Below are 21604 nucleotides of genomic sequence, written 5' to 3'. Positions count from 1 at the left end.
TTATGACGGATCAAAAAAATGTCAGTTGAGAGAACCACGGCCGCGGGCGGCATGGAAACCTCCTATGGTTTCAAGCGTGTAGGGGAAGGCGAAAAGCAGTCCCTGGTCAACGATGTTTTCCACAAGGTCGCCAACCGCTACGACCTGATGAACGATCTGATGTCGGGCGGCCTGCACCGGCTATGGAAGGATGCCATGGTGACGTGGCTGAACCCTCCGAAAAGAGTGGGCTGGAAGGTGCTCGACGTGGCCGGCGGCACCGGCGACATCGCGTTTCGCATCGTCGACGCAAGCCATGGCAACGCACATGCCACCGTGCTCGACATCAATGGCTCGATGCTCGCTGTCGGCCGCGACAGGGCGCAGAAGAAAGGCTTGTCCGGCAACACCGACTTCGTCGAGGCAAATGCCGAGGAACTGCCTTTCGCCGACGCCACTTTCGACGCGTACACCATCGCTTTCGGCATTCGCAACGTGCCGCATATCGACGTCGCTCTGGGTGAAGCGTTCCGCGTGCTGAAGCCGGGCGGCCGTTTCCTGTGCCTGGAATTTTCCGAGGTCGAGATGCCGCTGCTCGACAAAGTCTATGAAGCCTGGTCGTTCAACGCCATTCCCAGGATCGGCAAGATGGTCACCGGCGACGGCGAGCCCTATTCCTATCTGGTCGAATCGATCGCGAAATTCCCCAACCAGGCAAACTTTGCTTCCATGATCACCCACGCGGGCTTCGACCGTGTTTCCTTCCGCAATTATTCCGGCGGCATCGCGGCATTGCATTCGGGCTGGAAGCTTTGAGGCTGCACCGCGTTTCCCATCCTCGATATGGCTCCTGCCTGTTCTTTGAACCGGCCGGATGGATGCAGCCATGAGCAGCGTCGGCGCTGGTTTCAGGCTGGTGCGGGCCGGCTGGGTGCTGGTGCGCGAGGGCGTCGTCGCCGCCTTGCCGGGCGAGGAACTCTCAGGCCTGCCGAAACTCGGCTGGCGACTGGCGCGCCTGTTCACCCGCCGCCGCGCACTGGCCTATGAGCGCAGCGACCGGTTGGCCAAGGCGGTGGTTCGGCTTGGCCCCTCCTACGTCAAGCTCGGCCAGTTCCTGGCGACAAGGCCCGACGTCGTCGGCAACGACATGGCGCTCGATCTCGCCATGTTGCAGGACAAGATGCACACCTTCCCGAAGGTCGAGGCGGTCGCCGCCATCGAGGCTTCTCTCGGGCGCAAGATAGGCGATCTCTACACGCAATTCGGCGATCCGGTCGCCGCTGCCTCGATCGCCCAGGTTCATGCCGCCGAAACCGTCCAGGACGGCGCCGCGACCAGGGTGGCGGTCAAGGTGATCCGGCCGGGCGTGCGCCGCCGCTTCTTCCAGGACCTGGAAAGTTATTTCCTCGCCGCGCGCCTGCAGGAGAAATACATCCCGTCGTCACGCCGGCTGCGGCCGGTGGAGGTGACCGAGACGCTGGCGCAGACCACCAGGATCGAGATGGATCTGCGCCTCGAGGCGGCGGCACTCTCGGAACTAGGCGAAAGCACCAGGAATGATCCTGGTTTTCGCGTGCCATCCGTCGACTGGGAGCGCACCGGCCGCGACGTGCTGACCATGGAATGGGTCGACGGCGTCAAGATGAACGACATTGTCGGCCTCGAAGCCGCCGGCCATGATCTCAAGGCCATCGCCGCCAATCTCATCCAGTCGTTCCTGCGCCATACACTGCGCGACGGCTTCTTCCACGCCGACATGCATCCGGGAAACCTGTTCGTCGAGGCAAACGGCACCATCGTCGCCGTCGATCTCGGCATTGCCGGCCGGCTCGGCAAGAAGGAGCGCCGCTTCCTCGCCGAAATCCTCTACGGCTTCATCACGCGCGACTATCTGCGTGTCGCCGAGGTGCATTTCGAGGCCGGCTACGTTCCGCGCCAGCACAATGTCTCGGCTTTCGCGCAGGCGATCCGCGCCATCGGAGAGCCGATCCATGGCCAGCCGGCCGAGACGATTTCGATGGCCAAGCTTCTGACGCTGCTGTTCGAGGTCACCGAACTCTTCGACATGGCGACGCGGCCCGAACTGATCCTGCTGCAGAAGACCATGGTGGTGGTCGAGGGCGTGGCGCGCACGCTCGATCCGGCCTTCAACATGTGGAAGACGGCCGAGCCGGTGGTCGGCGGCTGGATATCAGGCAATCTCGGCCCGCGTGGCCTGATGGCCGATGCGCGCGACGGCGGCAAGGCGATGCTGGCGCTGCTTCGCCAGGTGCCTGAGCTTGCGGTGCGCACCGAGCGGCTGTCGCGCGAGATCGACCTGATGGCCGAGCACGGCCTGCGCTTCGACGAGAACACCGCCCGCGCCATCGGCAAGGCCGAAGCGCGCTACAGCCGCTCCGGCCGTGTCGCGCTGTGGGTGATCGCGCTGACGCTGGTATATATCGCCTGGAAGATCTTTTAGGCTCGGCTATCGCCATAGCGCCATAGCTTGCGAGCATTTGATTGCATTGATATCATTGCAATCGATCAATCTCGGCAAAGTGCAATCATATGGCAAGCATCACGATCCGCAATCTCGACGATGAGGTCAAGGAACTGCTGCGCCGACTGGCGGCGGACAATAACCGTTCCATGGAAGAACAGGCGCGGGTGATGATCCGGGCCGCTGTCGACGGGCAGATCGGGCCGGCCCGTATCGACCAGATCGGGCCAGCCCGTATCGACCAGATAGAAAAGACCCTGCGCGAGCTGACCAGCGTGCACGGCACGGCGATCCCGGCTGCCGCCCTGGCAGGCAAGATGTCGCCGCGCGGCGCCCTTTCCGGCAAACGCATCCTGCTCATCATCGGCGGTGGCATCGCCGCCTACAAATCGCTCGATCTCATCCGCCGGCTGCGCGAGCGCGGTGCCGCGGTGCGCGTGGTCATGACACTGGCGGCGCAGGAATTCGTCACCACATTGTCGGTCGGCGCGCTCTCGGCGGATCATGTCTTCACCGAACTGTTCGACCGCAATGACGAGCACGATGTCGGCCACATCAGGCTGTCGCGCGAAGCCGACCTTTTGGTGGTCGCTCCCGCCACCGCCGACCTGATGGCCAAGCTCGCCAATGGCCATGCCAACGATCTTGCCTCGACAGTGCTCATCGCCACCGACAAGCCGGTGCTGATGGCGCCGGCCATGAACCCCAGGATGTGGTCACACCCCGCCACCCGCCGCAATCGCGCGACCCTGGGCAAGGATGGCGTCGGCTTCGTCGGCCCGGCCAAAGGCGAGATGGCCGAGAGCAACGAGGCCGGCGAAGGCCGCATGGCCGAACCGCTGGAGATCGTGGCCGCCGTCGAGGCGCTGCTCGATATCGGCCCCAAGCCGCTGGCGGGGCGCAAGATCATCGTCACCTCCGGCCCGACGCACGAGCCGATCGACCCGGTGCGCTATATCGCCAACCGTTCGTCCGGCAAGCAGGGCCATGCGATCGCCGCCGCATTGGCAAGGCTTGGCGCCGACGTGCGCCTCGTCTCCGGTCCTGTCGGCATCGCCGATCCCGCCGGCGTGACGACCATCCATGTCGAACGTGCGCGCGAAATGCGTGACGCGGTGGAACAGCTCCTGCCCGCCGACGCGGCGGTGTTCGTCGCCGCCGTCGCCGACTGGCGCACCGAAAATTCAGCCGATGAAAAGATCAAGAAGGTGGCTGGCGAAGGGCCACCGGTACTGCGCATGGTCGAAAACCCCGACATCCTTGCAGGGGTCGGCCACCACAAGCAGCGACCCCGCCTTGTCGTCGGCTTCGCGGCCGAGACTCAGGATCTCCTGCGCAACGCCGAGGCCAAGCTTTCGAAGAAGGGTGCCGATTTCATCGTTGCCAACGACGTGTCGCAGGAAAGCGGCATCGGTGCTTCGGGCGTGATGGGCGGTGATCGCAACCGGGTGCGGATCGTGTCCGAGGCCGGTGTCGAGGAATGGCCCGAGATGACCAAGGATGAGGTGGCGGCACGGCTCGCCGCCCTCATCGCCGAGCGGCTGAAAACGATCGCCGTCAGAGCAATTCCAGGGAAAGTGTGAAACGGTTTTCCCGGGAAAAGCGCGTAGCGCTTTCCCTTGGGAATTGCGTCAAAACAAAGAGTTAGAGCAGTTCACCGGTTCCGTTGACAGTGAACTGCTCCGTCAATTGGACAGGAGTTCCGCGGTTCGAGCCAGCGCTCCACCGAAACCGTTGAGCGGAATGGAGAAACTCACCGCCTGGCCGGTATCGGCTGCGAAGGCGTCGATCTTGAGCGTCGTGCCCGTCTTGAGCAGCGGCGTGGTGTTGGCATCGAACGCCACCGGCACCAGGCAGCCGACGGCCTGACAGGTGTTGAATGACAGGCTGCCGTCGAGCTTCTGGTCGTCGATGGTCAGGCTGACGCCCTTGGCGAGCGCCAGTCCGAACGGCAAGGCGAGCGTACCCGTCGCGTCATCGCCGGTCTGGCTCGACAGTTCTATCGCCAGCAGGCGCTGGTTGTTTTGCTTGTTGAACTGTTGATGCGACAGGCTGCAGATCTTGTTCGTGCCCGATATCTGGCAGTTGACGGTCCAGTCGCCATGGGTTTCGGACAGTGCCGATGCCCCGCCGGGCAGTTGTGGCGCATCGGCTGCCGGCGGCGCCGCCACCTTGTCGCCCTTGGTTTGCGCCGCCGCTGCCGGCAGGCCGGCGATGCAGGCGGCACCCAGCATCGCCACGAAATACACGGACTTCCGCATCAAGATATCTCCCGCCCAGCTCCGCCTCGAGCCAGCCTGGAAACTGACCTTGAGAGACGTGCTGACTGCATTCTGTTTGACCGTTTCCCCGAAAGCGCCGTTGTACCTGACGGACACGCCGACACCATTGACGCCATTCGTTTCGAGACCGGCGCCAACCCGATAGAGCGGCGAATCGATCGCTTCCGTCAAGTGCAATGCTGGGTTGCCGGGCAGATTCTCCGCCGCCGCGAAGGCAATCCAGGGCGATCCATGTGCCGGCCATGGCATCGCCGGACAAACACCCTATATGCAAGGGATGAACAGGATTTTTTGCAGGAACGAGCGAATGTCAGCGCGTCGAACACCGGCGGCCATTGCCGCGGCGCTATTGGCCGCTGTGGTCCTGGCGGGCTTTGGTCAATCTGCTTCCGCGCAGATCGTCATTCCCTCTGCCAACGGCAATGCCCAGATCCAGCAGAACGACCTGCAGGCCTTGCAGAACCGGGTTCAGCGCCAGCAATTCCAGCAGCAGCAGCAGCAGTATCGTGCCCAGGACCGCGTGGTCGTCCAGCCGCCGCAGCCGGTCGTGCCGCGGGTCAAGCCGAGCTGTCAGACGCAGATAATTGGCAACACCGCCGTGAGCACCTGCCGCTGACAGGCGGCTACCTTCTTTTATTTAGCCGACTTACATGGTAGGGGCCTTCAAGTGCCCCTGCGGCAGTTTGGGTTTTGCAAAGATGCCGCATCACGCTATGGGGCACTGCACCGACTGGATTTTTACGAATGGCAGCCACCAAGAAAAAGGCCGTGCGCAAAGCCAAGAAAGGCGAGAGGATCCGCCAGGTGGCGGCTATCCCCTTTCGGCTGAACGCGCACGGCGGCATCGAGGTGATGCTGGTCACATCGAGAACGACGAGACGCTTCATCGTGCCCAAGGGCTGGCCAATGAAAGGCAAGAGCGGGCGCAAGGCGGCCACCATCGAGGCGCAAGAGGAAGCCGGCGTGCTCGGCAGGACGCTGAAGCAGCCGGCGGGCCTCTATTCCTACTGGAAGCGGCTGGCCAACCGTTTTGTCCGCGTCGACGTCATCGTCTATCTGCTTGAAGTGACCGAAGAGCTTGCCGACTGGCAGGAAGCCAAGCGGCGGCAGCGGGCCTGGCTGGCGCCGGCCGACGCGGCGATGCTCATCGATGAGCCCGATCTCTCGACGCTGGTGAAGACCTTGAAGCTTCCCGAGCCCCTGCCGGTCGACGCTGCCTGAGGCAAGGCCATGGGCAAGCGCACCATCGCCGAGGTCGTCGAAAGCGACGGCATCGCAGCCGCTCTGCCGGCGATCGGCGTCGACTATGCCCAGGGCTATGGGATCGCCATGCCGCAGCCCTTCGATGCCTCGGCGGTGCGCTCGGCCCGAGAAGCACTCCAGCCACAGCCGACACCGCCGATCCTTGAGCCGATCAGGCGCGCAAGCTGCGCCGCAAGGCGGGCCAAGGTCTCCAATCCCGGTTTTAAGGCTGCCGCTCCAGCAGGACCATCGGGGCGTCGTGATAGCTTGTCCGAACCACTTCCCGGTAGCCGCACTTCGTCGCGACGTTCAATGAGGCGGTATTCTCCGGATCGATGATGCAGACGGTTTTCGTGCGCCCGAATGTCTCTTCACCCCATGAAAGCACGCGGCCGACGACCTCGGTGGCAAGGCCGGCGCCATGCACCGTCGGCGCCAGCGCCCAGCCAGCCTCCGGGATACCCTCTATCGATGGCTGGATATCGCGCTTCAGGTCATGAAAACCGGCCTCGCCGACGAAGCGGCCCGTCGCCTTCTCCTCGATGGCCCAGAAGCCGTAGCCGAGCAGCGACCATAGGCCGGCGTGGCGCAGGAAGCGGATCCAGCTTTCCTCGCGCGTGCGTGGCTTGCCGCCGATGAAGCGGGTGACGATCGGATCGGCCCACATGGCGACATAGGCATCGAAATCGCCGAGCCGATGCGCCCGCAGGATGGTTCGCTGCGTCTCGATGACCGGAACGCCGTGCGGATTGTTCATGATGATCTGCCTCGCTGGTCGTCAGCGCTTATCAAATCGCCGCTGCGGCGCAAGGGCCAGGGCGACACGCGCCATCATCCAGGGCGCCGTGGCGCTACACAAGCTCGCTCTGGGAATTTTGTCCGGGAGTGTTATTTTCCCGGCAGGCAGATTCAAGCACCCTTCTGGTGCCGTCATCAAACCAAGGGAACGAGCATGGACACCACCGACCTTGTGCTTGCCATCGTCCATCATCTGCTGGTGTTTTCCCTTGCAGGCATCATCGGCGCCGAGTTCGTGCTGATCCGCGGCGACCTCGCCGCCGCCACGCTCAAGCGGCTCGCCGGCATCGACCGCCACTATGGCATCATCGCTGCGCTGATCATCATCGTCGGCATCGGCCGTGTCTTCTGGGGCCTCAAGGGTTGGGAATTCTACGTCTACAACTGGGTGTTCTGGGCCAAGATGGCGGCGTTTGGTGTTGTCGGCCTGCTGTCGATCATCCCGACCATCCGTTTCATCTCCTGGAACAGGCAGGCCAGCGCCAATCCAGCCTTCGCCGTGCCAGCAAGCGAACTGGCTTCGGTCAAGACCTATATCCGCGCCGAAGCCTTCGTCTTCCTGCTGATCCCGGTCTTCGCGGCGGCGATGGCGCGCGGCTACGGCTATTAACCAGCGGCAACCGTTTCGAGCGGAGCGATCGGCACCAGTGGCGCCGGAATGCTGGTCGTCTTCACCTCCGCCTTGCAGATGTCGGCGATGACGCAGGCCGGGCAATCCGGTTTGCGCGCCTTGCAGACATAGCGGCCATGCAGGATCAGCCAGTGATGCGCATGGCGCATGTATTCGTCTGGGATGATCCTTAGCAACCCCTGCTCGACCTGCTCCGGCGTCTTGCCCGGCGCCAGCCCAAGCCGGTTGCCGATCCGGAAAATATGTGTGTCGACCGCCATCGTATGCTGGCCGAAGGCCATGTTGAGCACGACATTGGCGGTCTTGCGCCCGACCCCGGGCAGTTTGACCAACTCATCGCGGTCGTCAGGCACTGCGCCGCCATGGTCGCGGATCAGCGCTTCGGACAGCGCGATGACGTTCTTGGCCTTGTTGCGCCACAGACCGATGGTTCTGATGTGGTCGCCGACCTTGGCCTCACCCAGCGCCAGCATCTTCTGCGGCGTATCGGCGGCCTTGAACAGGGCTCGTGTCGCCTTGTTGACGCCGGCATCTGTCGCCTGCGCCGACAGCACCACCGCCACCAGCAGCGTGAAGGCGTTGATGTGTTCGAGTTCGCCCTTCGGCTCCGGCCGCTGGACGGAAAAGCGCCGGAATATCTCGTGCACTTCGGCCGGGCTGTAGCGCGACGAACCCCGTGCCGGACGTGGGCGTGGTTTGGCGTTCGAGCCGTCACGCCGGCCGGGAGCGAGTTCTTTTTTGGGCATGGAAGACTCTTTGGACTTGGGGCTCGCCATTCCCTTCCTATAATATCCAGTCATGAGCGACACAAACGCCTCATTCCAGGCCGACGAACCATTCTTCCAGGCACTGCTGACCCCACACCGGTCGCTGGGCAGGACGGGTTTCTTCGTGCTGATGGGAGCGCTGCTGTTCGGCTGGCTGGTGACGGGCGCGTTTTTCCTGTCGCGCGGCGCCTGGCCGGTGTTCGGCTTCTTTGGCCTCGACGTGGTTGCCGTCTACATCGCCTTTCGCGTCAATTATCGGGCTGCCCGCGCCCGCGAGGAGGTGTCGGTCTCCCGCACCAGCCTCGACATCCGCAAGACCGCCCCCTCCGGAAAATCGGAAGCGCATCGCTTCAATCCGTTCTGGGCAAGGTTTTCGGTCGCCCGCCACGCCGAGATCGGGATCACCAAAATGACGGTCGAGGGGCAAGGCCAGAACGTACCAATCGGCGGCTTTCTCGATCCCGAGTCACGCGAGAGTTTTGCGACGGCCTTTTCGCGGGCGCTGGCGACCGCCAAGACGCGCTAGTACCTCTGCGCAGAGGATTTGATGGGTTGCGCCATCAAAGCCTGGGATCAAACATCTAGGGTGTCGCAAAAGTCCTCACGATGTCACCGAGTTCTGCGCCCGACTTACGCGACAGAAATTCCCCTTCAGTTGCAAGGCGGCCGACATGTCGCGAAATTTAGAAATTTCGCGACAATCCAGGGCGGCGCCCGGAGATTCGAGGATATATTCAGTCGGCCGGACCAGCAAACAGTATGAGATTTCCGTCCGGGTCCAGAACAATGAAATTTCGAGCACCCCACGGCTCTTTCTTGAGCGTCTGGTGAAAATCCACTCCGGCGGCTTGGAAATCCAGAAACAGTCGCTTGATCTCGCTTGCGGTGTCGACCGTGATTGAGGCGGAGAGCAGATGTTCGCGTTGTCGTATATCGTCAACAAATACAGGTTCGCAGACCAGCCGCAGCGCGAGCTGCGCTTTGTCACGTGTGACCGCACCGTAGAATGGTGGGTCCCCATAGACGAAGTCGATTGCAAAGCCGAGTTTGTCCGCGAAAAAGCGACACGAAGCTTTGATGTCGGAGACGAACAGTTGCGCGGAGGTGGAACTCAGAATGGGGCGGGGTGCGCTCTGTTTGCTTTGAGTCGTCATGGCATGGGCTCCTGACTTGAGCGCCTGCCATCCCTCGAATCCCAATTGACGTGCGACAAGTTCTTGCGCGTCCATTAGCTTGAAACTGGATTCCAGTATCTGAGTATCGTCGAGGTGCTGAAATCGTGGCAAAGCCGCCCGGATAAGGGCCGCGATCGGATAATACCGCTCGCGATGCCACCGCAAATACTGCTTGGCCTGCTTCTTAAGGTTTTCGAGGTTCGGCATAGGCGCTACCTTTGAAGTTCGCAGGCGGGCATTGCCCAGTCGGCCCAAAGCCGGTGCACCCTGCGTAGCGCGTGATCTCAAAATGCAAAATTCGCGTGAGATCGTCAAGAACCACGCTTTAGTGCTCTCCTGCAACTAATAGTGCGAAACAGAACTTAGGGTTTCCGCGACAAGGTCCTTGCCGTGCGCCGGATGGCCAGCGGAGTAAACCGCCCCGCTGACCAATACCTGTTCGTCAGAACAGGGTGCGGCCGTCGCTCCTCGGATCACTGTTCACCTGATGAGGGGTGTAAAGATCGGCACGAGCCTTTCGCCGCCACGGCCGCGCTGGATGCTCCCGATCAATGGCGATGTCCGCTACAGCAATAGCGGGCGCGCCATCCGACGAGCACTGGGCGGCCCAGTGACCATCGGGTGCCGCGATTCCCGCAGGGGCGGCCACGCTCTGCGGCGCGTGGGCGGAATAGCTGATCCAATACGTATTGCTTGCGGCGTGTCCCAACGTCTCTGCTGCGAAAGCCGGCGCGGCGGAAGGCGTCTCACCTGTGGTCGAAAACAGGATGCAATCCGCATCAAGCCGTTCATACTCGGTGAATATTTCTGGGTAGTGCGTCTCCATGCCGAGCGCGCAGCCGAAGCAGATACCATCGACGTCAAATGTCACCGGAACTTTCCCCGGCGAATACATGAAGGAGATTTTCGTGTTCGATAACATCCGCTCATCGTAGCGAGTCATCAGCTCTCCACGATCAGAGATGACATACAGGCTATTGTGCGGGCGATGCGGCGGGGTGAGCTGATGGACCGACCCGAACACCGTCCATAGCTTAAGCTCCCTCGCAAGCTTGCCGGTCGTGTCCAGTTCTTCACGTAGAACCGCCCAATTAAACCTAGCCCAATCAGAAGGGCCGATTTCGCGGGGTCCGTTCTCGGACATAACCCGCTTGTTGGGAGAGCACGTTGCTCCCTCAGGAAAATGTATAAGTCGCGCCCCGGCTTTATGGGCGTCACGCATCAAGCCCCGCATTTCCATTCCGCTGGCCCGGAGCCCGGAAATATTGCGAGGATCGTTGAAGATCGACGTTTGCGCGACAGCCAGAGGCACCGATTTGGTGTCGGGATGATCCGGCGATGCCCGCCGAATATGTCTGAGAGCTGCGGTGTAAGACTCGCCTGTTTTAGCTGCGCGAGCACGCACGCGGCGTTTGAGATTTCCGTTTTGCGTCATTGTCAGGGCCTTTCACGTCCCGGACGCAAGTTCCCCAGCAACCCGCCCGAAACGATCGGACCAAGACAGCGACCCGAGACGGAAGTCCCTTTGCCCTTCCTTGGGAACTACGGCAAACAACGTACTTCAGAACCTGTAGCGCAAAAGCCTGCCGATCTTGCGCAATGCGGGAATGTGCTTCCAGAGGCGAACGAACAGCTTGGCGGGCCAGCCCATGCGAGCAGCGTGTTCGGGCTTGTAGGCTGGGATATCCTCGACGAACCGCAGCTTCGGAACCGCCAGTTCCAACTCGTGCGGATCTTCGATCGCCCAATGGACCTCGGCGCCTGTCGCCCTGACCGCCGGATTGAGGCGAAGCAGCTTCAGGCCGAAACGGCTATAGGCGTCGAATATCAACTCGCCGCCGGCAAGATGGGAGACAAGCCTCGAAAGCAGGCGTGGCCCTTCTTCGGCCGAGAGATAGGGCGTCAGCCCCTCCGCCACGACGATGGCTGCGCGGTTGCGCGGCACCTCGGCCAGCCAATCGGGATGGGTCAGCGACGAACCGACCAAATGGTAGCGATCGCGTGGCGGGTAAAGTTTGCGCCTGAGTTCGATGACCTCGGGATAGTCGACGTCGAACCAGTCCACGCCTGATGGTGGATCGACCCGAAAGACACGCGTATCGAACCCGCAACCCAGATGCAGCACGATGGCGTCGGGATTTCTGGCCAGAAAATCCTGCACGTGGACGTCCAGTGTCTTGGCCCGGATCGCCAGGCCGATGCCGAGGTTGACGTCGACCTTGAGCCTGGCAAAATCATAGTCGATCTTGCCAACCGCCTCGTCGGCGAAATGGTCCTCCAGCAGCGAATTGGGCAGCCGGCTCTCCAGCGCCTTGCCGTAGAGCGTCATCAGCAAGGTTTCCCTTTCCCCGGTCAGATGCACTTTCTCGCCAGCCATCGGTGCCTCGTGGTTCGAAATTGCGTGTCTATCTGGGTATGCGCCGCAAGAAGGCAAGTTTCGGGTGGCGATCGGCGCCCCAAGGGGCGATATTCCGGCTCAAGGAGATGCTTCCATGAGCACACACACAGCAGCCCTCGAGAAGGACATCACGCCGCAAGGCAGCGACTACGAGATCGTGCGCCGCGCCATCGAGAAGATCAGCCTCGACTACCGTGATCAGCCATCGCTGGAAGAACTGGCCGAAGAGGTCGGCGAGACACCGACCGGCCTGCAAAAACTCTTCACCCGCTGGGCCGGCCTGTCGCCCAAGGCGTTCCTCCAGGCAGTGACGCTGGACCATGCGCGCAGATTGCTCGATTCCGGCATGCCGCTGCTTGAAACCTCGTTCGAACTGGGCATGTCCGGCCCCGGCCGGCTGCATGACCTGTTCGTCACCCATGAGGCGATGTCGCCGGGCGACTACAAGACGCGCGGCGCGGGCCTCACCATCCGCTATGGCTACCACCCCTCGCCGTTCGGCACCGCCCTGATCATGGCCACCGACCGTGGGCTTGCCGGCCTTGCCTTCAGCGATCCGGGCGAGGAGCGCACCGCCTTCGCCGACATGTCCAGCCGCTGGCCGAACGCCAACTATGTCGAGGACATGGCCGCGACCGGCCCCTATGCCGCGCGCATCTTCGACCCGACGCTGTGGCGTCCCGATCAGCCGCTGCATGTCGTCATGATCGGTACCGACTTCCAGGTTCGTGTCTGGGAGGCGCTGCTCAAGATCCCGATGGGCAAGGCCCGCACCTATTCCTCGATCGCCGCCAGCATAGGCGCGCCAAGCGCCAGCCGGGCGGTCGGCGCCGCCAACGGCTGCAATCCGCTCTCCTTCGTGGTTCCCTGCCACCGCGCCATCGGCAAGTCCGGCGACCTCACCGGCTATCACTGGGGCCTGACCCGCAAGCGCGCCATCCTTGGATGGGAGGCCGGGCAAGTGTCGACGTGAATGTCGATTTTTCTATTTTCCCCGAAGAAATATATAAATGCCGTTCTGATGGAGTATTACTGCGATTGTTGTTCCGAATTTTCCTTTATGCAACCAGCAACAACCTAGGGTTATTACGAATGTTATTTTCGTCTATTATTTAAGTTAACGCTAAATTAACCACGATACCGCGATGATGACCTGTATTAATTCGGGCGAGCCGGCTTGATAGGAGGGTCTCGATGCTGTCGTTTCGCGCCGCCTTCGGCGCCGCTCTGCTGGTTGTCTGTTTTGACCGGGCCGCATTGGCCACAACGCAGAACGTCACTTTCAATGGCACGATCAACCCGACCTGCACGCTTGTCGTTGCCACCAATGGCACGATGATGGTCAGTCCCGATCTCCAGTCCCTCAGTTCCCACAACAGCGGCGGCTCAGCCGGAACCGTCACGCTGACGACAACCGGAGGCGTGTCGCTGAGCGTCGATCCCGTCACCACCACCACGGTGCCATCCGCCGACACCACCTCGACCACCTGGACGCCGACCTACTTCGCCGCCGGCGCGCATTCCATCGCCGAGACCGGCTCGGCCACCAGCATCGGCACACCCGGCGCCGACCTCGTCTCGGTCCATCTCGCCGGCACCAAGGGCGGCAGCAACCGCTTCGCGAACGGAAACTATCAGGCAACGGTCACGCTGCGCTGCGAATAGCGTCATCGCGAAGGAGGGATCCTTGAAACAAGCTCGAATCCTGATGGCCCTGACTCTCGGCTTGCTGCCGATTGCCGCCGGCGCCCAGTCGATGTCGCCGATGCGCGGCGAGGTCAACAGCTTCACCGACGTCTTCGCGGTTCGCGTTTTCCCGGCCAATCCCTACGATCGGAAGATCAAGGTCGAAATCCATGTCTACGATCAGGATTTTGAGCCGGTGGACGCCAGGATATCTCCGCCTGCCTTTCAACTCGCTTCCCAGGCTTCCCGCCCTGTCCTTGTGGTCGTGCCCTTCGACGGCGCCGCCGAGCGTAAAGTGCGTATCTGTACCGAAAGCATCCCCTTCCCCAATCAACAGACGCAGATAAGGGCACAGATATGCGGAAAGTTTTTTGGGCGCCGCAAGTCCTGACAGCCGCGCTCGCGGCCGCGTCGGCGGGGATCAGTCCGGTGCTGGCCGAGGATGTCTACAACCTCAACCAGAACGAGAGCGGCTTCAACCTGCCCGGCGTCACCTTGCCCCAGGGCCAGGACGAGGTTCATGCCGCTGACGGCACCACCTGCCGCTCGGCGGTTTCGGGAAGCGGCGCCTATCTCGATCTCGGCGTCATCAGAGGCAACAGCCAGTCGAACAATGACGTCGCCACCTACGGCCGCGTGGTGATCCCGATCGGGCGTACGCCCAAGCGTGTCGATTGCAGCCGCCTCTACGAACTTGAGGTCGAGCGCCTGCAGCTGGAGCTGAAACTTCTCAAGATGGGCCTCGGTGCCGACGGCCAGACGGCGAGCGTCGCCGCCGCGCCCACGGCCGCGTCACCTGGGTGGGCCAATGAAGGCTGGAGCATCAGGACCGGAAATGGCGACGGCAGGAAAAAGAAGAAGAAATAACCGCGCGCTGCTGGCGATTGCCGCACTTGCCGGCCTTTGCCTTCCGGCGCAGGCCGCTATCATCGGCACTTGCACCATCATGGTCGGGGGATCGGGGACGATGACCGCCAATCCGGCCATCGGCATACTGAGTTCCAAGCAGGCAGGCGGATCGAGCGCGAGCGCGACCATCGTGGCAAGCTCGCTGCTGTGCTCCCTGTTCAACCTGCTGGACTGCTATTCCGTTTCGGCCCCAGCGCCTGCCGCATTCTCGTCCGCGCCGAGCGGCGGCGGCACCAACGTGACCTTTGCCTCGGTCTTCCGCCTCGATGGTGCCGGGGTCGACAACACCGGCAGCGTGGCGCAGAAGGTCGTCAACGGAACGCACAGCATGCAGGTCGACCTCATCGCCACCAAATCGAGCGGAATCTTTCCTGCCGGCAGCTATCAGGGCACGGTCACCGTGCGCTGCGAATAGGCTCCGGCAGGACAAATCCGGCTGGACCACTCGCGTGGTCTGGCAAGCTGCGGCCTTACAGGCTAGCTTCCCGCGCGATTGGAGCGACGTGCGTCGGCAGGATGCGCAAGCGACGCTCCGGCGTCTTGAATTTGTACCGGCAGGAGGCCTTGCTTGATTATCGTTGTCGGCTCGATCAACCTCGATCTTATCGCCAATGTCGACCGATTGCCGAGCCCTGGCGAGACGGTGAGCGGCTCGAGTTTCGCCACCGCGCCAGGCGGCAAGGGCGCCAACCAGGCGCTGGCCGCCGCGCGCGCCGGTGGCCAAGTGCGCATGGTGGGCGCCGTTGGCAAGGACAGCTTCGCCGCGGAGGCGCTGGCACTGCTGCGCGACGGCAAGGTCGACCTGTCCGGCGTCGCCGAAACCTTTGCCTCGACGGGTACGGCGCTGATCATGGTCGGCGATGACGGCGAGAACATCATCGCCGTGGTGCCGGGCGCCAACGCTTCCGTCCTGCCCGGCGACCTCTCCAAGGCCTTTCTGAAAAAGGGCGATATCGTGCTTTTGCAGCACGAGATCCCGCTGGCGACCGTCGATGCAGTACTCGACCAGGCCAGGGCGGCCGGCGCCATCACCGTGCTCAACACGGCGCCCTTCCAGGGCGAAGCAGCGGCCTTCCTCGGCAAGGCCGACTACGCGATCGCCAACGAGACCGAGTTCGACCTCTATGGCGAAGCGTTGAAGCTGAGCGGCCGCGACCGGGCGGCACGCATGCGCGACTTCGCGGCGAAAACCGGCCGCACCATCGTCGTCACACTCGGCGGCGACGGCGTCATGGCGGCGACGCCAGCCGACTTCCTGACTGTTCCGGCCATGAAGATCGCGCCTGTCGACACGGTCGGCGCCGGCGACACGTTCTGCGGTTACTTCGCCGCCGGCCTGTCGTCCGGCCTTGCGCTCGACAAGGCGCTGGCGCGCGCCGGTGCGGCCGGCTCGCTGGCATGCCTCAAGCCGGGCGCCCAGCCGGCAATCCCGCTGGCCAAGGATGTCGATCAAGCCTTGCGGGAAGTCAGCTGAAATGACGCGTCCCCAGACGAAACATGCCGTGCCGCCGGCCGGTGACATCTGCCGCCTGTCGGCGATCGACCTGGCCGCCGCGATCCGGCACAAGAAACTTTCCGTGCGCGAGGTGGTGGCGGCCTTCCTCGACCGCATCGAGGCGGTCAATCCGCAGGTCAACGCCATCGTCTCCTTGCGCGACCGTGGCGACATCCTGCGCGAGGCCGATGCGGCCGATAGTCGCCGGGAGGACGATACAGGCCCGCTCTTCGGCCTGCCGATCGCCATCAAGGACCTCGCCTCGACCACCGGCCTCAGAACCTCTTTCGGCTCGCCGATCTTCGCCGATTTCGTGCCCCAGGAAGACGATTTCTTCGTCGAGCGCATCCGCAGCGCCGGCGCCATCATCATCGGCAAGACCAATGTCCCCGAATTCGGGCTCGGCTCGAACACCTACAACCCCGTATTCGGGCCGACACTGAACGCTTTCGATCCGGCGCTCACCGCCGGCGGATCGAGCGGCGGCGCGGCGGTGGCGCTCGCGCTCGACATGGTGCCCGTCGCAGATGGCAGCGATTTCGGCGGCTCGCTGCGCAATCCGGCGGCCTGGAACAATGTCTACGGCTTCCGCCCGTCGCAGGGGCTTGTCCCCGGCGGGCCGGACTTCGAGGTCTTTCACGCGCAGATGGGCGTCGACGGGCCGATGGGCCGCAATGTCGCCGACATGGCGCTGCTGCTTGACGTGCAGGCGGGTTACCATCCGCATGCGCCCTTGTCCTATGAGAAGCAAGGCTCGTTCCTCGACGGGCTTGGAACGCCGGCGAAAGGCGGCCGCGTCGCCTGGTTCGGCGATCTCGGCGGCCATCTGCCGGTCGAACCGGGCATCCTCGACCTGTGCGAGGCGGCACTGGGCCGGTTCACGGAAGCATCCTTCCTGGCCGACCCCTTCAAGCCGGATTTCGATTTGGAGGGGCTGTGGCAGGCCTTCGTGACGCTGCGCCAGGCCAGCAGCGGCTGTGCGCTCAAAACCCACTATGACGATCCTTCCAGGCGTGGCCTGCTGAAGCCGGAAGCCGTCTGGGAGGTGGAAAACGCAATGCGGCTGACGGCACCGCAGATCCGCGCGGCATCGGTCATCCGCACGTCCTGGCATCGGATGCTGCTGTCGATCTTCGACCGCTTCGACCTCATCGCGCTGCCGACCGCGCAGGTCTTTCCCTTCGACGTCGGCACCCACTGGCCGCGCGAGGTCGCCGGCCGGGCGATGGACAGCTATCATCGCTGGATGCAGGTTTCGGCCTTCGCCACGCTGGGCGGCTGCCCGGCGGTCAACGTGCCCATTGGCTTCGACGACAAGGGCCGGCCAATGGGCATGCAGCTGATCGGCCGGCCGCGCGGCGACCTCGCCGTGCTCAAGGCGGCGGCGGCCTATGAGGCGACACTGCCCTGGCAGGCCGGCGCCTGACCGGGCGCATCGGCGTATCGCAACGCTTAGCGCGCCGGCTTGCATGGCCGTCGCCGCCATGCATTGATTGCCGCCAGCCGCACCGCATCGGCGGCATTCCAAGGGAAAAATCCATGTCGCTGGAACTCTACGCCGCCTATGTCCTCGCCTGCATCGCCATCATCCTTGTGCCCGGTCCGACGGTCACCTTGATCATCGCAAACAGCATCCGCCACGGCTCCCGCGCCGGCCTTGCCAATGTCGCCGGCACGCAGGCCGGGCTTGCCATCATGATCGCCATCGTCGGCATCGGCCTCAACACGCTGATCGCGGGCATGGGCCACTGGTTCGAATGGGTCAGGCTGATCGGCGCCGCCTACCTGATCTGGATGGGCGTGCAGATGTTCCGCTCCAAGGGCACGCTGAATGCCGACGGAACGGCGCGAAAGCCGCGCGGCGGCTTCTTCCTGCAGGGCCTGCTGGTGGCGCTGAGCAATCCCAAGACGCTGGTGTTCTTCGGCGCTTTCTTCCCGCAGTTCATCGCCCCGCAAGGCAATTATTCGCTGCAGATCGCCGTCATGGGCCTCACCGCCATGATCTTCGCCGCCTTCTCGGATTCGTCCTATGCGCTCGCTGCCGGCCGCGCCGGGCGCCTGCTGTCGGCCAGCCGTATCAAGCTCATGTCCAGGATCAGCGGCAGCTTCCTGGTCGGCGGCGGCCTGTGGCTGGCGTTTTCACGGTCGAAGTGAAGCGGAACCTTGCCTCCTTCTCCCCCTGTGGGAGAAGGTGGATCGGCGCGCAGCGCCGAGACGGATGAGGGGTGTTCCAGCAGAGTGAGACGTTGGTGTTCCCTGGAGCACCCCTCATCCGACCGAGCTTCGCTCGGCCACCTTCTCCCGCAGGGGGAGAAGGCAAAAGGACGGCCCCTAAAGCCGCCCCAGCCTTTCCACCAGCAGCGCGAAAAATCCGTCATGGTCGATGTCGCGCATCACCATGGCGTTCTTTTTCCGATTGGTGACGCCCCACCAGTCGATGACGGTCATGCCCATGGTCAGCTCCGAAGCGGTTTCCACGCTGACGTTGCAGTTGCGGCCCTTGAACAGGTCCGGTTTCAGCAGATAGGCGATGACGCAGGGATCGTGCAGCGGGCCGCCGTCGGTGCCGTATTTCTCCTCGTCGAAGCGCTCGAAGAATTCCAGCATCTCGGCGGCGGCGATGCCGACCTTGGTGCCGAGTTTGCGGAAGGCCTGCGTGCGCTTGGCTGTGGTCAGCGCCTTGTGGGTGACGTCGAGCGGCATCATCACGATCGGAATGCCGGACTTGAACACCAGGTCGGCCGCCTGCGGATCGACATAGATGTTGAATTCGGCCGTCGGGGTGACGTTGCCGCCTTCGAAGAAGCCGCCGCCCATCAGCACGATTTCCTTGATGCGCGGCGCGATGCGCGGTTCGCGGATCAGCGCCAGCGCGATGTTGGTGAGCGGCCCGAGCGGGCATAGCGTGATGGTGCCACTGTCTTCCTTCATAAGCGTCTCGACGATGAAGTCGACGGCATACTGCTCCTGCAGCTTCATCGTCGGTTCGGGCAATTGCGGCCCGTTGAGGCCGGTCTTGCCATGCACTGCCTCGGCGGTGACCAGTTCGCGCGCCAGCGGACGGATGGCGCCGGCATAGACCTTGATGTCGGGCCGGCCGGCCAGTTCGCAGATTTTGCGGGCATTCTTTTCGGTAAGCTTCAGCGGCACGTTGCCGGCGACGGCGGATATGCCGACGATCTCCAGTTCGGGGCTGCCAAGTGCCAGCAGAATGGCGACGGCATCGTCCTGGCCGGGGTCGGTGTCGATGATGATCTTGCGTGGTTGAGGCATTTCAATTCCTTGTTTGGCCGGCCGTGAGCTCACCGGGTCGATCACGCGCCCGTAGGACGCCGAAACGTCTGCAAACTGCCGAACCGCTCGACCGGGAACGATCCCGACCCCAACGCTTCTCCTTGCATCCGCGCGTCGTTTCAAGCGCCATGTCGATTATTCCTGTGAGTCGTCGATTATTCCTGTGAGTCCAAGGCCTGGTCTTTTTGGGCGGGTCTTTTGACGGCTTGAACTTGGTCGTGGGGCGGACCATATCAAGGACAACGGGAAAAATGCCATCTGGGTTTTTCCACTTTATGTCGCTCTTGAGAGGACAGTGTAACATGAGCCGAATGACGCCTTTCTCCAGCCCGCTTCTCCTGGGTTTCGACGCCATGGAAAAGACGCTGGAACGTCTGGCGAAATCCGGCGACAGCTACCCTCCCTACAACATCGAACGGCTCAGCGGTGCCGACGGCAAGGCCGAAAGGCTGCGCATCACGCTCGCCGTCGCCGGTTTCGCCGAAAGCGATCTCGATGTGACAACGGAGGAAAACCAGTTGGTCGTGCGCGGCCGTCAGACCGACGACACCGAGCGCGAATTCCTCCATCGCGGCATTGCCGCGCGCCAGTTCCAGCGCTGCTTCGTGCTGGCCGACGGCATGCGGGTTATCGCGGCGGAACTGAAGAACGGCCTTTTGTCGATCGACCTCGATCGGCCGGAGTCCGAACGGCTGGTACGGAAAATAAACATATCGGTGAAAGACTGATCTTTACCGATGGCTCTCATGCGGGATGGCCTATGCCCCTGAAAAGGGCGGCGTCTTCGCGCCAAGGAGGCTTGAAATGACCAGAACTGAAAATATCACCATGACCAATGGCGAATTCGCCCATCTCGGCGAGGGCTCCGTCGCTTATCTGCGCAAGGTCTCGAGCGATGAACTGCTCGGCCGCTTCCCTAATATCGGTGAAATCGCGCCCGGCATGGAATTGTGGGCCCTGTTTGCCGCCAATGGCCAGCCGATCCTGCTTTCCGACGCGCGTGACCGCGCACTGGCCGGCGCCATGGAAAACGACTTGACCACCGTCGCCATTCATTAAGGCAATTCCAGGAAGAGTGTTTGGCGGTTTCCCGGGAAAAACGCATGGCGTTTTCCCTTGGGAATTGCATTAAGACAAAAATCGGCGGACTGGCCGGCTGAAACGAAAAGGGCCGCTCATCGCGGCCCTTGGATATCCGTTCAAAAGAGACATCAGGCGGCGTGCGAGGCCTGCGTATCCGACAAAAGCGCGTGGATCGCCGTGGCATCGCGCGTACCCCTGACCTTGGCCACGGTGTCGGCGTCGCGCAGCACCCGGGCAATGCGCGACAGCGCCTTCAGGTGATCGGCGCCCGCCCCTTCCGGCGCCAGCAGCAGAAACACCAGATCGACAGGCTGGTCGTCCAGCGATTCGAAATCGACCGGCGTCTCCAGCCGGGCGAAAACACCGGCAATGCGCTTCACGCCGGCCAGCTTGCCGTGCGGAATGGCGATGCCATTGCCGACGCCGGTCGAGCCCAGCCGCTCACGCTGCAGGATGGTGTCGAACACCTCCCGTTCCGGAATGCCCGAAATCGCCGCGGCACGCTCGGACAGCAACTGCAGAAGCTGCTTCTTGGAGTTGGCCTTCAACGCCGGCAAAATCGCCGGAACGCTGATAAGATCGCTCAGACCCATACTTGAAAATCCTTGTTCGCCTGCCGTCACCAGTCCCCACCCCTCGTGCGGCCGGCTTTTATCCCAGTGCGACCCTTGTCGTCACGCCCAGTGCGACCCTTGTCGTCACCCTTGTGAGACCTTGGTCGTGGACGGGTCGATCCAGCCGATATTTCCATCGGGCCGACGATAGACGATGTTGAGATGGTCGGTTCCAGCGTTACGGAAGACGAAGACCGGGCTGTCCTTGGTGTCGAGTTCGATCACCGCCGACGCCACCGACATTGTCTTCAGCGTCATGGTCGATTCGGCGACGATGGCCGGCGCGAAATTCTCCGGAATATCCTCGTCGTCATCAGCCAGCGGCGCCATCACCGTATAGGCGATGTTGGTCGGATCGCCATTGGCGGAGCCTGAATTGTGCGATTTCAGGCGACGCTTATAGCGCCGAAGCCGGGTCTCCAACCGGTCCGCCGCCGTCTCGAAGGCAAGCGTCGGATCCTGGGCATCGCCGGTGGCCTGCAGCGAAGCGCCCGAATCCAGCCGGATCATGCAATCCGCCGAATAGCGCGAGCCCGATTTGATGACCGTGACGTGTCCCGCGAAGCCGCGATCGAAATATTTGCCGATTGCTTCGCCGACACGATCGTTGATGCGTGTGCGGAACGCATCGCCGATATCCATGTGTTTTCCCGATATGCGCAGATTCATCTGAAAACTGACCTTCCTTGCTCAGGCTTCAAACTGGCCAGAGTTTATACTCGTGGTCCGTGCGCACAAGCTTTGCGGCGTCACTCGCGCCGATTTAAAT

At 62.7% G+C, this 21604-nt stretch carries 26 protein-coding genes; 17 read left to right on the top strand and 9 right to left on the bottom strand.

All coding sequences use genetic code 11. The features are described from left to right. The first annotated feature begins 18 nt into the window (after positions 1-18). From ubiE to coaBC, 3 genes are all read left to right on the top strand, one after another. A complete protein-coding gene (gene ubiE, locus LB568_RS11885; protein ID WP_013893035.1) occupies positions 19-795 on the top strand; it encodes a bifunctional demethylmenaquinone methyltransferase/2-methoxy-6-polyprenyl-1,4-benzoquinol methylase UbiE in 777 nt (258 codons plus the stop codon). Between the two features lie 70 nt (positions 796-865). After that, a complete protein-coding gene (gene ubiB / locus LB568_RS11880; RefSeq protein ID WP_224730212.1) occupies positions 866-2440 on the top strand; it encodes a 2-polyprenylphenol 6-hydroxylase in 1575 nt (524 codons plus the stop codon). 89 nt (positions 2441-2529) lie between these two features. Next, positions 2530-4044: a bifunctional phosphopantothenoylcysteine decarboxylase/phosphopantothenate--cysteine ligase CoaBC gene (coaBC, locus tag LB568_RS11875; RefSeq protein ID WP_224730211.1), complete on the top strand. Its 1515-nt coding sequence runs from the start codon at positions 2530-2532 to the stop codon at positions 4042-4044. A gap of 102 nt (positions 4045-4146) precedes the next feature. Here coaBC and LB568_RS11870 read toward each other — a convergent pair whose 3' ends face one another. After that, on the bottom strand, positions 4147-4722 hold the full coding sequence (locus LB568_RS11870; RefSeq protein ID WP_224730210.1) for an invasion associated locus B family protein: 576 nt from the start codon (positions 4720-4722) through the stop codon (positions 4147-4149). A 328-nt stretch (positions 4723-5050) separates the two neighbouring features. On the opposite strand from LB568_RS11870, the gene LB568_RS11865 reads away from it, so the two are divergent. Next, complete coding sequence (locus LB568_RS11865; RefSeq protein WP_224730209.1) at positions 5051-5359, top strand: hypothetical protein; 309 nt, start codon at positions 5051-5053, stop codon at positions 5357-5359. Positions 5360-5487: 128 nt separating this feature from the next. Beyond that, entirely contained in the window at positions 5488-5964 is a 477-nt protein-coding gene (locus LB568_RS11860) for an NUDIX hydrolase (RefSeq protein ID WP_013893030.1), read from the top strand. A 244-nt stretch (positions 5965-6208) separates the two neighbouring features. On the opposite strand, the gene LB568_RS11855 is transcribed toward LB568_RS11860, so the two are convergent. Beyond that, complete coding sequence (locus tag LB568_RS11855; RefSeq protein WP_013893029.1) at positions 6209-6742, bottom strand: GNAT family N-acetyltransferase; 534 nt, start codon at positions 6740-6742, stop codon at positions 6209-6211. Positions 6743-6937: 195 nt separating this feature from the next. Here LB568_RS11855 and LB568_RS11850 point away from each other — a divergent pair, with 195 nt between their 5' ends. After that, positions 6938-7393, top strand: a complete 456-nt coding sequence (locus LB568_RS11850) for a DUF2214 family protein (RefSeq protein WP_023779283.1) — start codon at positions 6938-6940, stop codon at positions 7391-7393. Here the strand turns inward: LB568_RS11850 and nth are convergent. Continuing rightward, a complete protein-coding gene (gene nth / locus LB568_RS11845) occupies positions 7390-8190 on the bottom strand; it encodes an endonuclease III (RefSeq protein ID WP_140571047.1) in 801 nt (266 codons plus the stop codon). The two genes, LB568_RS11850 and nth, sit on opposite strands and share 4 nt — an antisense overlap. Before the next feature lie 22 nt (positions 8191-8212). On the opposite strand from nth, the gene LB568_RS11840 reads away from it, so the two are divergent. Continuing rightward, positions 8213-8707 (top strand): DUF2244 domain-containing protein, encoded by a 495-nt coding sequence (locus LB568_RS11840; RefSeq protein ID WP_013893026.1) that lies wholly within the window; start codon positions 8213-8215, stop codon positions 8705-8707. Positions 8708-8915: 208 nt separating this feature from the next. Here the strand turns inward: LB568_RS11840 and LB568_RS11835 are convergent, their stop codons facing one another. The 3 genes from LB568_RS11835 to LB568_RS11825 all read right to left on the bottom strand — a co-directional run bounded on the left by LB568_RS11835 (position 8916) and on the right by LB568_RS11825 (position 11733). Further along, the gene (locus LB568_RS11835) at positions 8916-9563 is read right to left on the bottom strand and encodes a VOC family protein (protein WP_224730208.1); all 648 of its coding nucleotides are present in this window, start codon (positions 9561-9563) and stop codon (positions 8916-8918) included. A gap of 235 nt (positions 9564-9798) precedes the next feature. Next, positions 9799-10791 carry a carbon-nitrogen hydrolase family protein gene (locus tag LB568_RS11830; protein ID WP_224730207.1) on the bottom strand — a complete coding sequence of 331 codons (993 nt, stop codon included), beginning with the start codon at positions 10789-10791 and terminating at the stop codon, positions 9799-9801. Between the two features lie 126 nt (positions 10792-10917). Continuing rightward, a complete protein-coding gene (locus LB568_RS11825; protein WP_224730206.1) occupies positions 10918-11733 on the bottom strand; it encodes a class I SAM-dependent methyltransferase in 816 nt (271 codons plus the stop codon). Positions 11734-11848: 115 nt separating this feature from the next. Between LB568_RS11825 and LB568_RS11820 the strand changes: the two genes are divergently transcribed. From LB568_RS11820 to LB568_RS11785, 8 genes are all read left to right on the top strand, one after another. After that, positions 11849-12727, top strand: coding sequence for a methylated-DNA--[protein]-cysteine S-methyltransferase (locus LB568_RS11820; protein WP_224730205.1), 879 nt, complete (start codon positions 11849-11851; stop codon positions 12725-12727). Between the two features lie 221 nt (positions 12728-12948). Then, positions 12949-13419 (top strand): hypothetical protein, encoded by a 471-nt coding sequence (locus tag LB568_RS11815; protein WP_013893022.1) that lies wholly within the window; start codon positions 12949-12951, stop codon positions 13417-13419. A 22-nt stretch (positions 13420-13441) separates the two neighbouring features. After that, a complete protein-coding gene (locus tag LB568_RS11810; protein WP_013893021.1) occupies positions 13442-13831 on the top strand; it encodes a hypothetical protein in 390 nt (129 codons plus the stop codon). Next, positions 13798-14307, top strand: coding sequence for a hypothetical protein (locus tag LB568_RS11805; RefSeq protein WP_013893020.1), 510 nt, complete (start codon positions 13798-13800; stop codon positions 14305-14307). The genes LB568_RS11810 and LB568_RS11805 overlap by 34 nt, the downstream gene beginning before the upstream one ends. Next, positions 14276-14764 (top strand): hypothetical protein, encoded by a 489-nt coding sequence (locus LB568_RS11800; RefSeq protein WP_140571051.1) that lies wholly within the window; start codon positions 14276-14278, stop codon positions 14762-14764. The genes LB568_RS11805 and LB568_RS11800 overlap by 32 nt, the downstream gene beginning before the upstream one ends. 153 nt (positions 14765-14917) lie before the next feature. Continuing rightward, positions 14918-15823 carry a ribokinase gene (locus tag LB568_RS11795; protein WP_140571053.1) on the top strand — a complete coding sequence of 302 codons (906 nt, stop codon included), beginning with the start codon at positions 14918-14920 and terminating at the stop codon, positions 15821-15823. A gap of 1 nt (position 15824) precedes the next feature. Next, positions 15825-17270: an amidase gene (locus tag LB568_RS11790; protein WP_224730204.1), complete on the top strand. Its 1446-nt coding sequence runs from the start codon at positions 15825-15827 to the stop codon at positions 17268-17270. A gap of 113 nt (positions 17271-17383) precedes the next feature. Next, the gene (locus LB568_RS11785) at positions 17384-17998 is read left to right on the top strand and encodes a LysE family translocator (protein ID WP_224730203.1); all 615 of its coding nucleotides are present in this window, start codon (positions 17384-17386) and stop codon (positions 17996-17998) included. A gap of 177 nt (positions 17999-18175) precedes the next feature. Here the strand turns inward: LB568_RS11785 and LB568_RS11780 are convergent, their stop codons facing one another. Next, on the bottom strand, positions 18176-19117 hold the full coding sequence (locus LB568_RS11780) for a nucleoside hydrolase (RefSeq protein ID WP_224730202.1): 942 nt from the start codon (positions 19115-19117) through the stop codon (positions 18176-18178). Positions 19118-19440: 323 nt separating this feature from the next. Here LB568_RS11780 and LB568_RS11775 point away from each other — a divergent pair, with 323 nt between their 5' ends. Both LB568_RS11775 and LB568_RS11770 read left to right on the top strand, forming a co-directional pair. Continuing rightward, the gene (locus tag LB568_RS11775) at positions 19441-19866 is read left to right on the top strand and encodes an Hsp20 family protein (RefSeq protein ID WP_013893014.1); all 426 of its coding nucleotides are present in this window, start codon (positions 19441-19443) and stop codon (positions 19864-19866) included. A gap of 76 nt (positions 19867-19942) precedes the next feature. Beyond that, a complete protein-coding gene (locus LB568_RS11770; protein ID WP_013893013.1) occupies positions 19943-20197 on the top strand; it encodes a DUF1150 family protein in 255 nt (84 codons plus the stop codon). Between the two features lie 152 nt (positions 20198-20349). On the opposite strand, the gene ptsN is transcribed toward LB568_RS11770, so the two are convergent. Together ptsN and hpf are read right to left on the bottom strand one after the other, a co-directional pair. Further along, a complete protein-coding gene (gene ptsN, locus LB568_RS11765; RefSeq protein WP_013893012.1) occupies positions 20350-20814 on the bottom strand; it encodes a PTS IIA-like nitrogen regulatory protein PtsN in 465 nt (154 codons plus the stop codon). A gap of 105 nt (positions 20815-20919) precedes the next feature. Further along, positions 20920-21504: a ribosome hibernation-promoting factor, HPF/YfiA family gene (gene hpf / locus LB568_RS11760; RefSeq protein ID WP_013893011.1), complete on the bottom strand. Its 585-nt coding sequence runs from the start codon at positions 21502-21504 to the stop codon at positions 20920-20922. Positions 21505-21604: the final 100 nt, after the last annotated feature.

This window comes from Mesorhizobium sp. B263B2A (assembly GCF_020165775.1).
Lineage (GTDB): Bacteria > Pseudomonadota > Alphaproteobacteria > Rhizobiales > Rhizobiaceae > Mesorhizobium > Mesorhizobium opportunistum.
Note: the sequence above shows the minus strand (reverse complement) of the source record. Positions and strands in the feature narration are given on the sequence as shown.

Bases quoted from the DNA above. Each gene is read 5' to 3' on its own strand.
- ubiE (WP_013893035.1), top strand. From the start codon at position 19: ATGTCAGTTGAGAGAACCACGGCCGCGGGCGGCATGGAAACCTCCTAT.
- ubiB (WP_224730212.1), top strand. From the start codon at position 866: ATGAGCAGCGTCGGCGCTGGTTTCAGGCTGGTGCGGGCCGGCTGGGTG.
- coaBC (WP_224730211.1), top strand. From the start codon at position 2,530: ATGGCAAGCATCACGATCCGCAATCTCGACGATGAGGTCAAGGAACTG.
- LB568_RS11870 (WP_224730210.1), bottom strand. From the start codon at position 4,722: ATGCGGAAGTCCGTGTATTTCGTGGCGATGCTGGGTGCCGCCTGCATC.
- LB568_RS11865 (WP_224730209.1), top strand. From the start codon at position 5,051: ATGTCAGCGCGTCGAACACCGGCGGCCATTGCCGCGGCGCTATTGGCC.
- LB568_RS11860 (WP_013893030.1), top strand. From the start codon at position 5,488: ATGGCAGCCACCAAGAAAAAGGCCGTGCGCAAAGCCAAGAAAGGCGAG.
- LB568_RS11855 (WP_013893029.1), bottom strand. From the start codon at position 6,742: ATGAACAATCCGCACGGCGTTCCGGTCATCGAGACGCAGCGAACCATC.
- LB568_RS11850 (WP_023779283.1), top strand. From the start codon at position 6,938: ATGGACACCACCGACCTTGTGCTTGCCATCGTCCATCATCTGCTGGTG.
- nth (WP_140571047.1), bottom strand. From the start codon at position 8,190: ATGGCGAGCCCCAAGTCCAAAGAGTCTTCCATGCCCAAAAAAGAACTC.
- LB568_RS11840 (WP_013893026.1), top strand. From the start codon at position 8,213: ATGAGCGACACAAACGCCTCATTCCAGGCCGACGAACCATTCTTCCAG.
- LB568_RS11835 (WP_224730208.1), bottom strand. From the start codon at position 9,563: ATGCCGAACCTCGAAAACCTTAAGAAGCAGGCCAAGCAGTATTTGCGG.
- LB568_RS11830 (WP_224730207.1), bottom strand. From the start codon at position 10,791: ATGACGCAAAACGGAAATCTCAAACGCCGCGTGCGTGCTCGCGCAGCT.
- LB568_RS11825 (WP_224730206.1), bottom strand. From the start codon at position 11,733: ATGGCTGGCGAGAAAGTGCATCTGACCGGGGAAAGGGAAACCTTGCTG.
- LB568_RS11820 (WP_224730205.1), top strand. From the start codon at position 11,849: ATGAGCACACACACAGCAGCCCTCGAGAAGGACATCACGCCGCAAGGC.
- LB568_RS11815 (WP_013893022.1), top strand. From the start codon at position 12,949: ATGCTGTCGTTTCGCGCCGCCTTCGGCGCCGCTCTGCTGGTTGTCTGT.
- LB568_RS11805 (WP_013893020.1), top strand. From the start codon at position 13,798: ATGCGGAAAGTTTTTTGGGCGCCGCAAGTCCTGACAGCCGCGCTCGCG.
- LB568_RS11800 (WP_140571051.1), top strand. From the start codon at position 14,276: ATGGCGACGGCAGGAAAAAGAAGAAGAAATAACCGCGCGCTGCTGGCG.
- LB568_RS11790 (WP_224730204.1), top strand. From the start codon at position 15,825: ATGACGCGTCCCCAGACGAAACATGCCGTGCCGCCGGCCGGTGACATC.
- LB568_RS11785 (WP_224730203.1), top strand. From the start codon at position 17,384: ATGTCGCTGGAACTCTACGCCGCCTATGTCCTCGCCTGCATCGCCATC.
- LB568_RS11780 (WP_224730202.1), bottom strand. From the start codon at position 19,117: ATGCCTCAACCACGCAAGATCATCATCGACACCGACCCCGGCCAGGAC.
- LB568_RS11775 (WP_013893014.1), top strand. From the start codon at position 19,441: ATGAGCCGAATGACGCCTTTCTCCAGCCCGCTTCTCCTGGGTTTCGAC.
- LB568_RS11770 (WP_013893013.1), top strand. From the start codon at position 19,943: ATGACCAGAACTGAAAATATCACCATGACCAATGGCGAATTCGCCCAT.
- ptsN (WP_013893012.1), bottom strand. From the start codon at position 20,814: ATGGGTCTGAGCGATCTTATCAGCGTTCCGGCGATTTTGCCGGCGTTG.
- hpf (WP_013893011.1), bottom strand. From the start codon at position 21,504: ATGAATCTGCGCATATCGGGAAAACACATGGATATCGGCGATGCGTTC.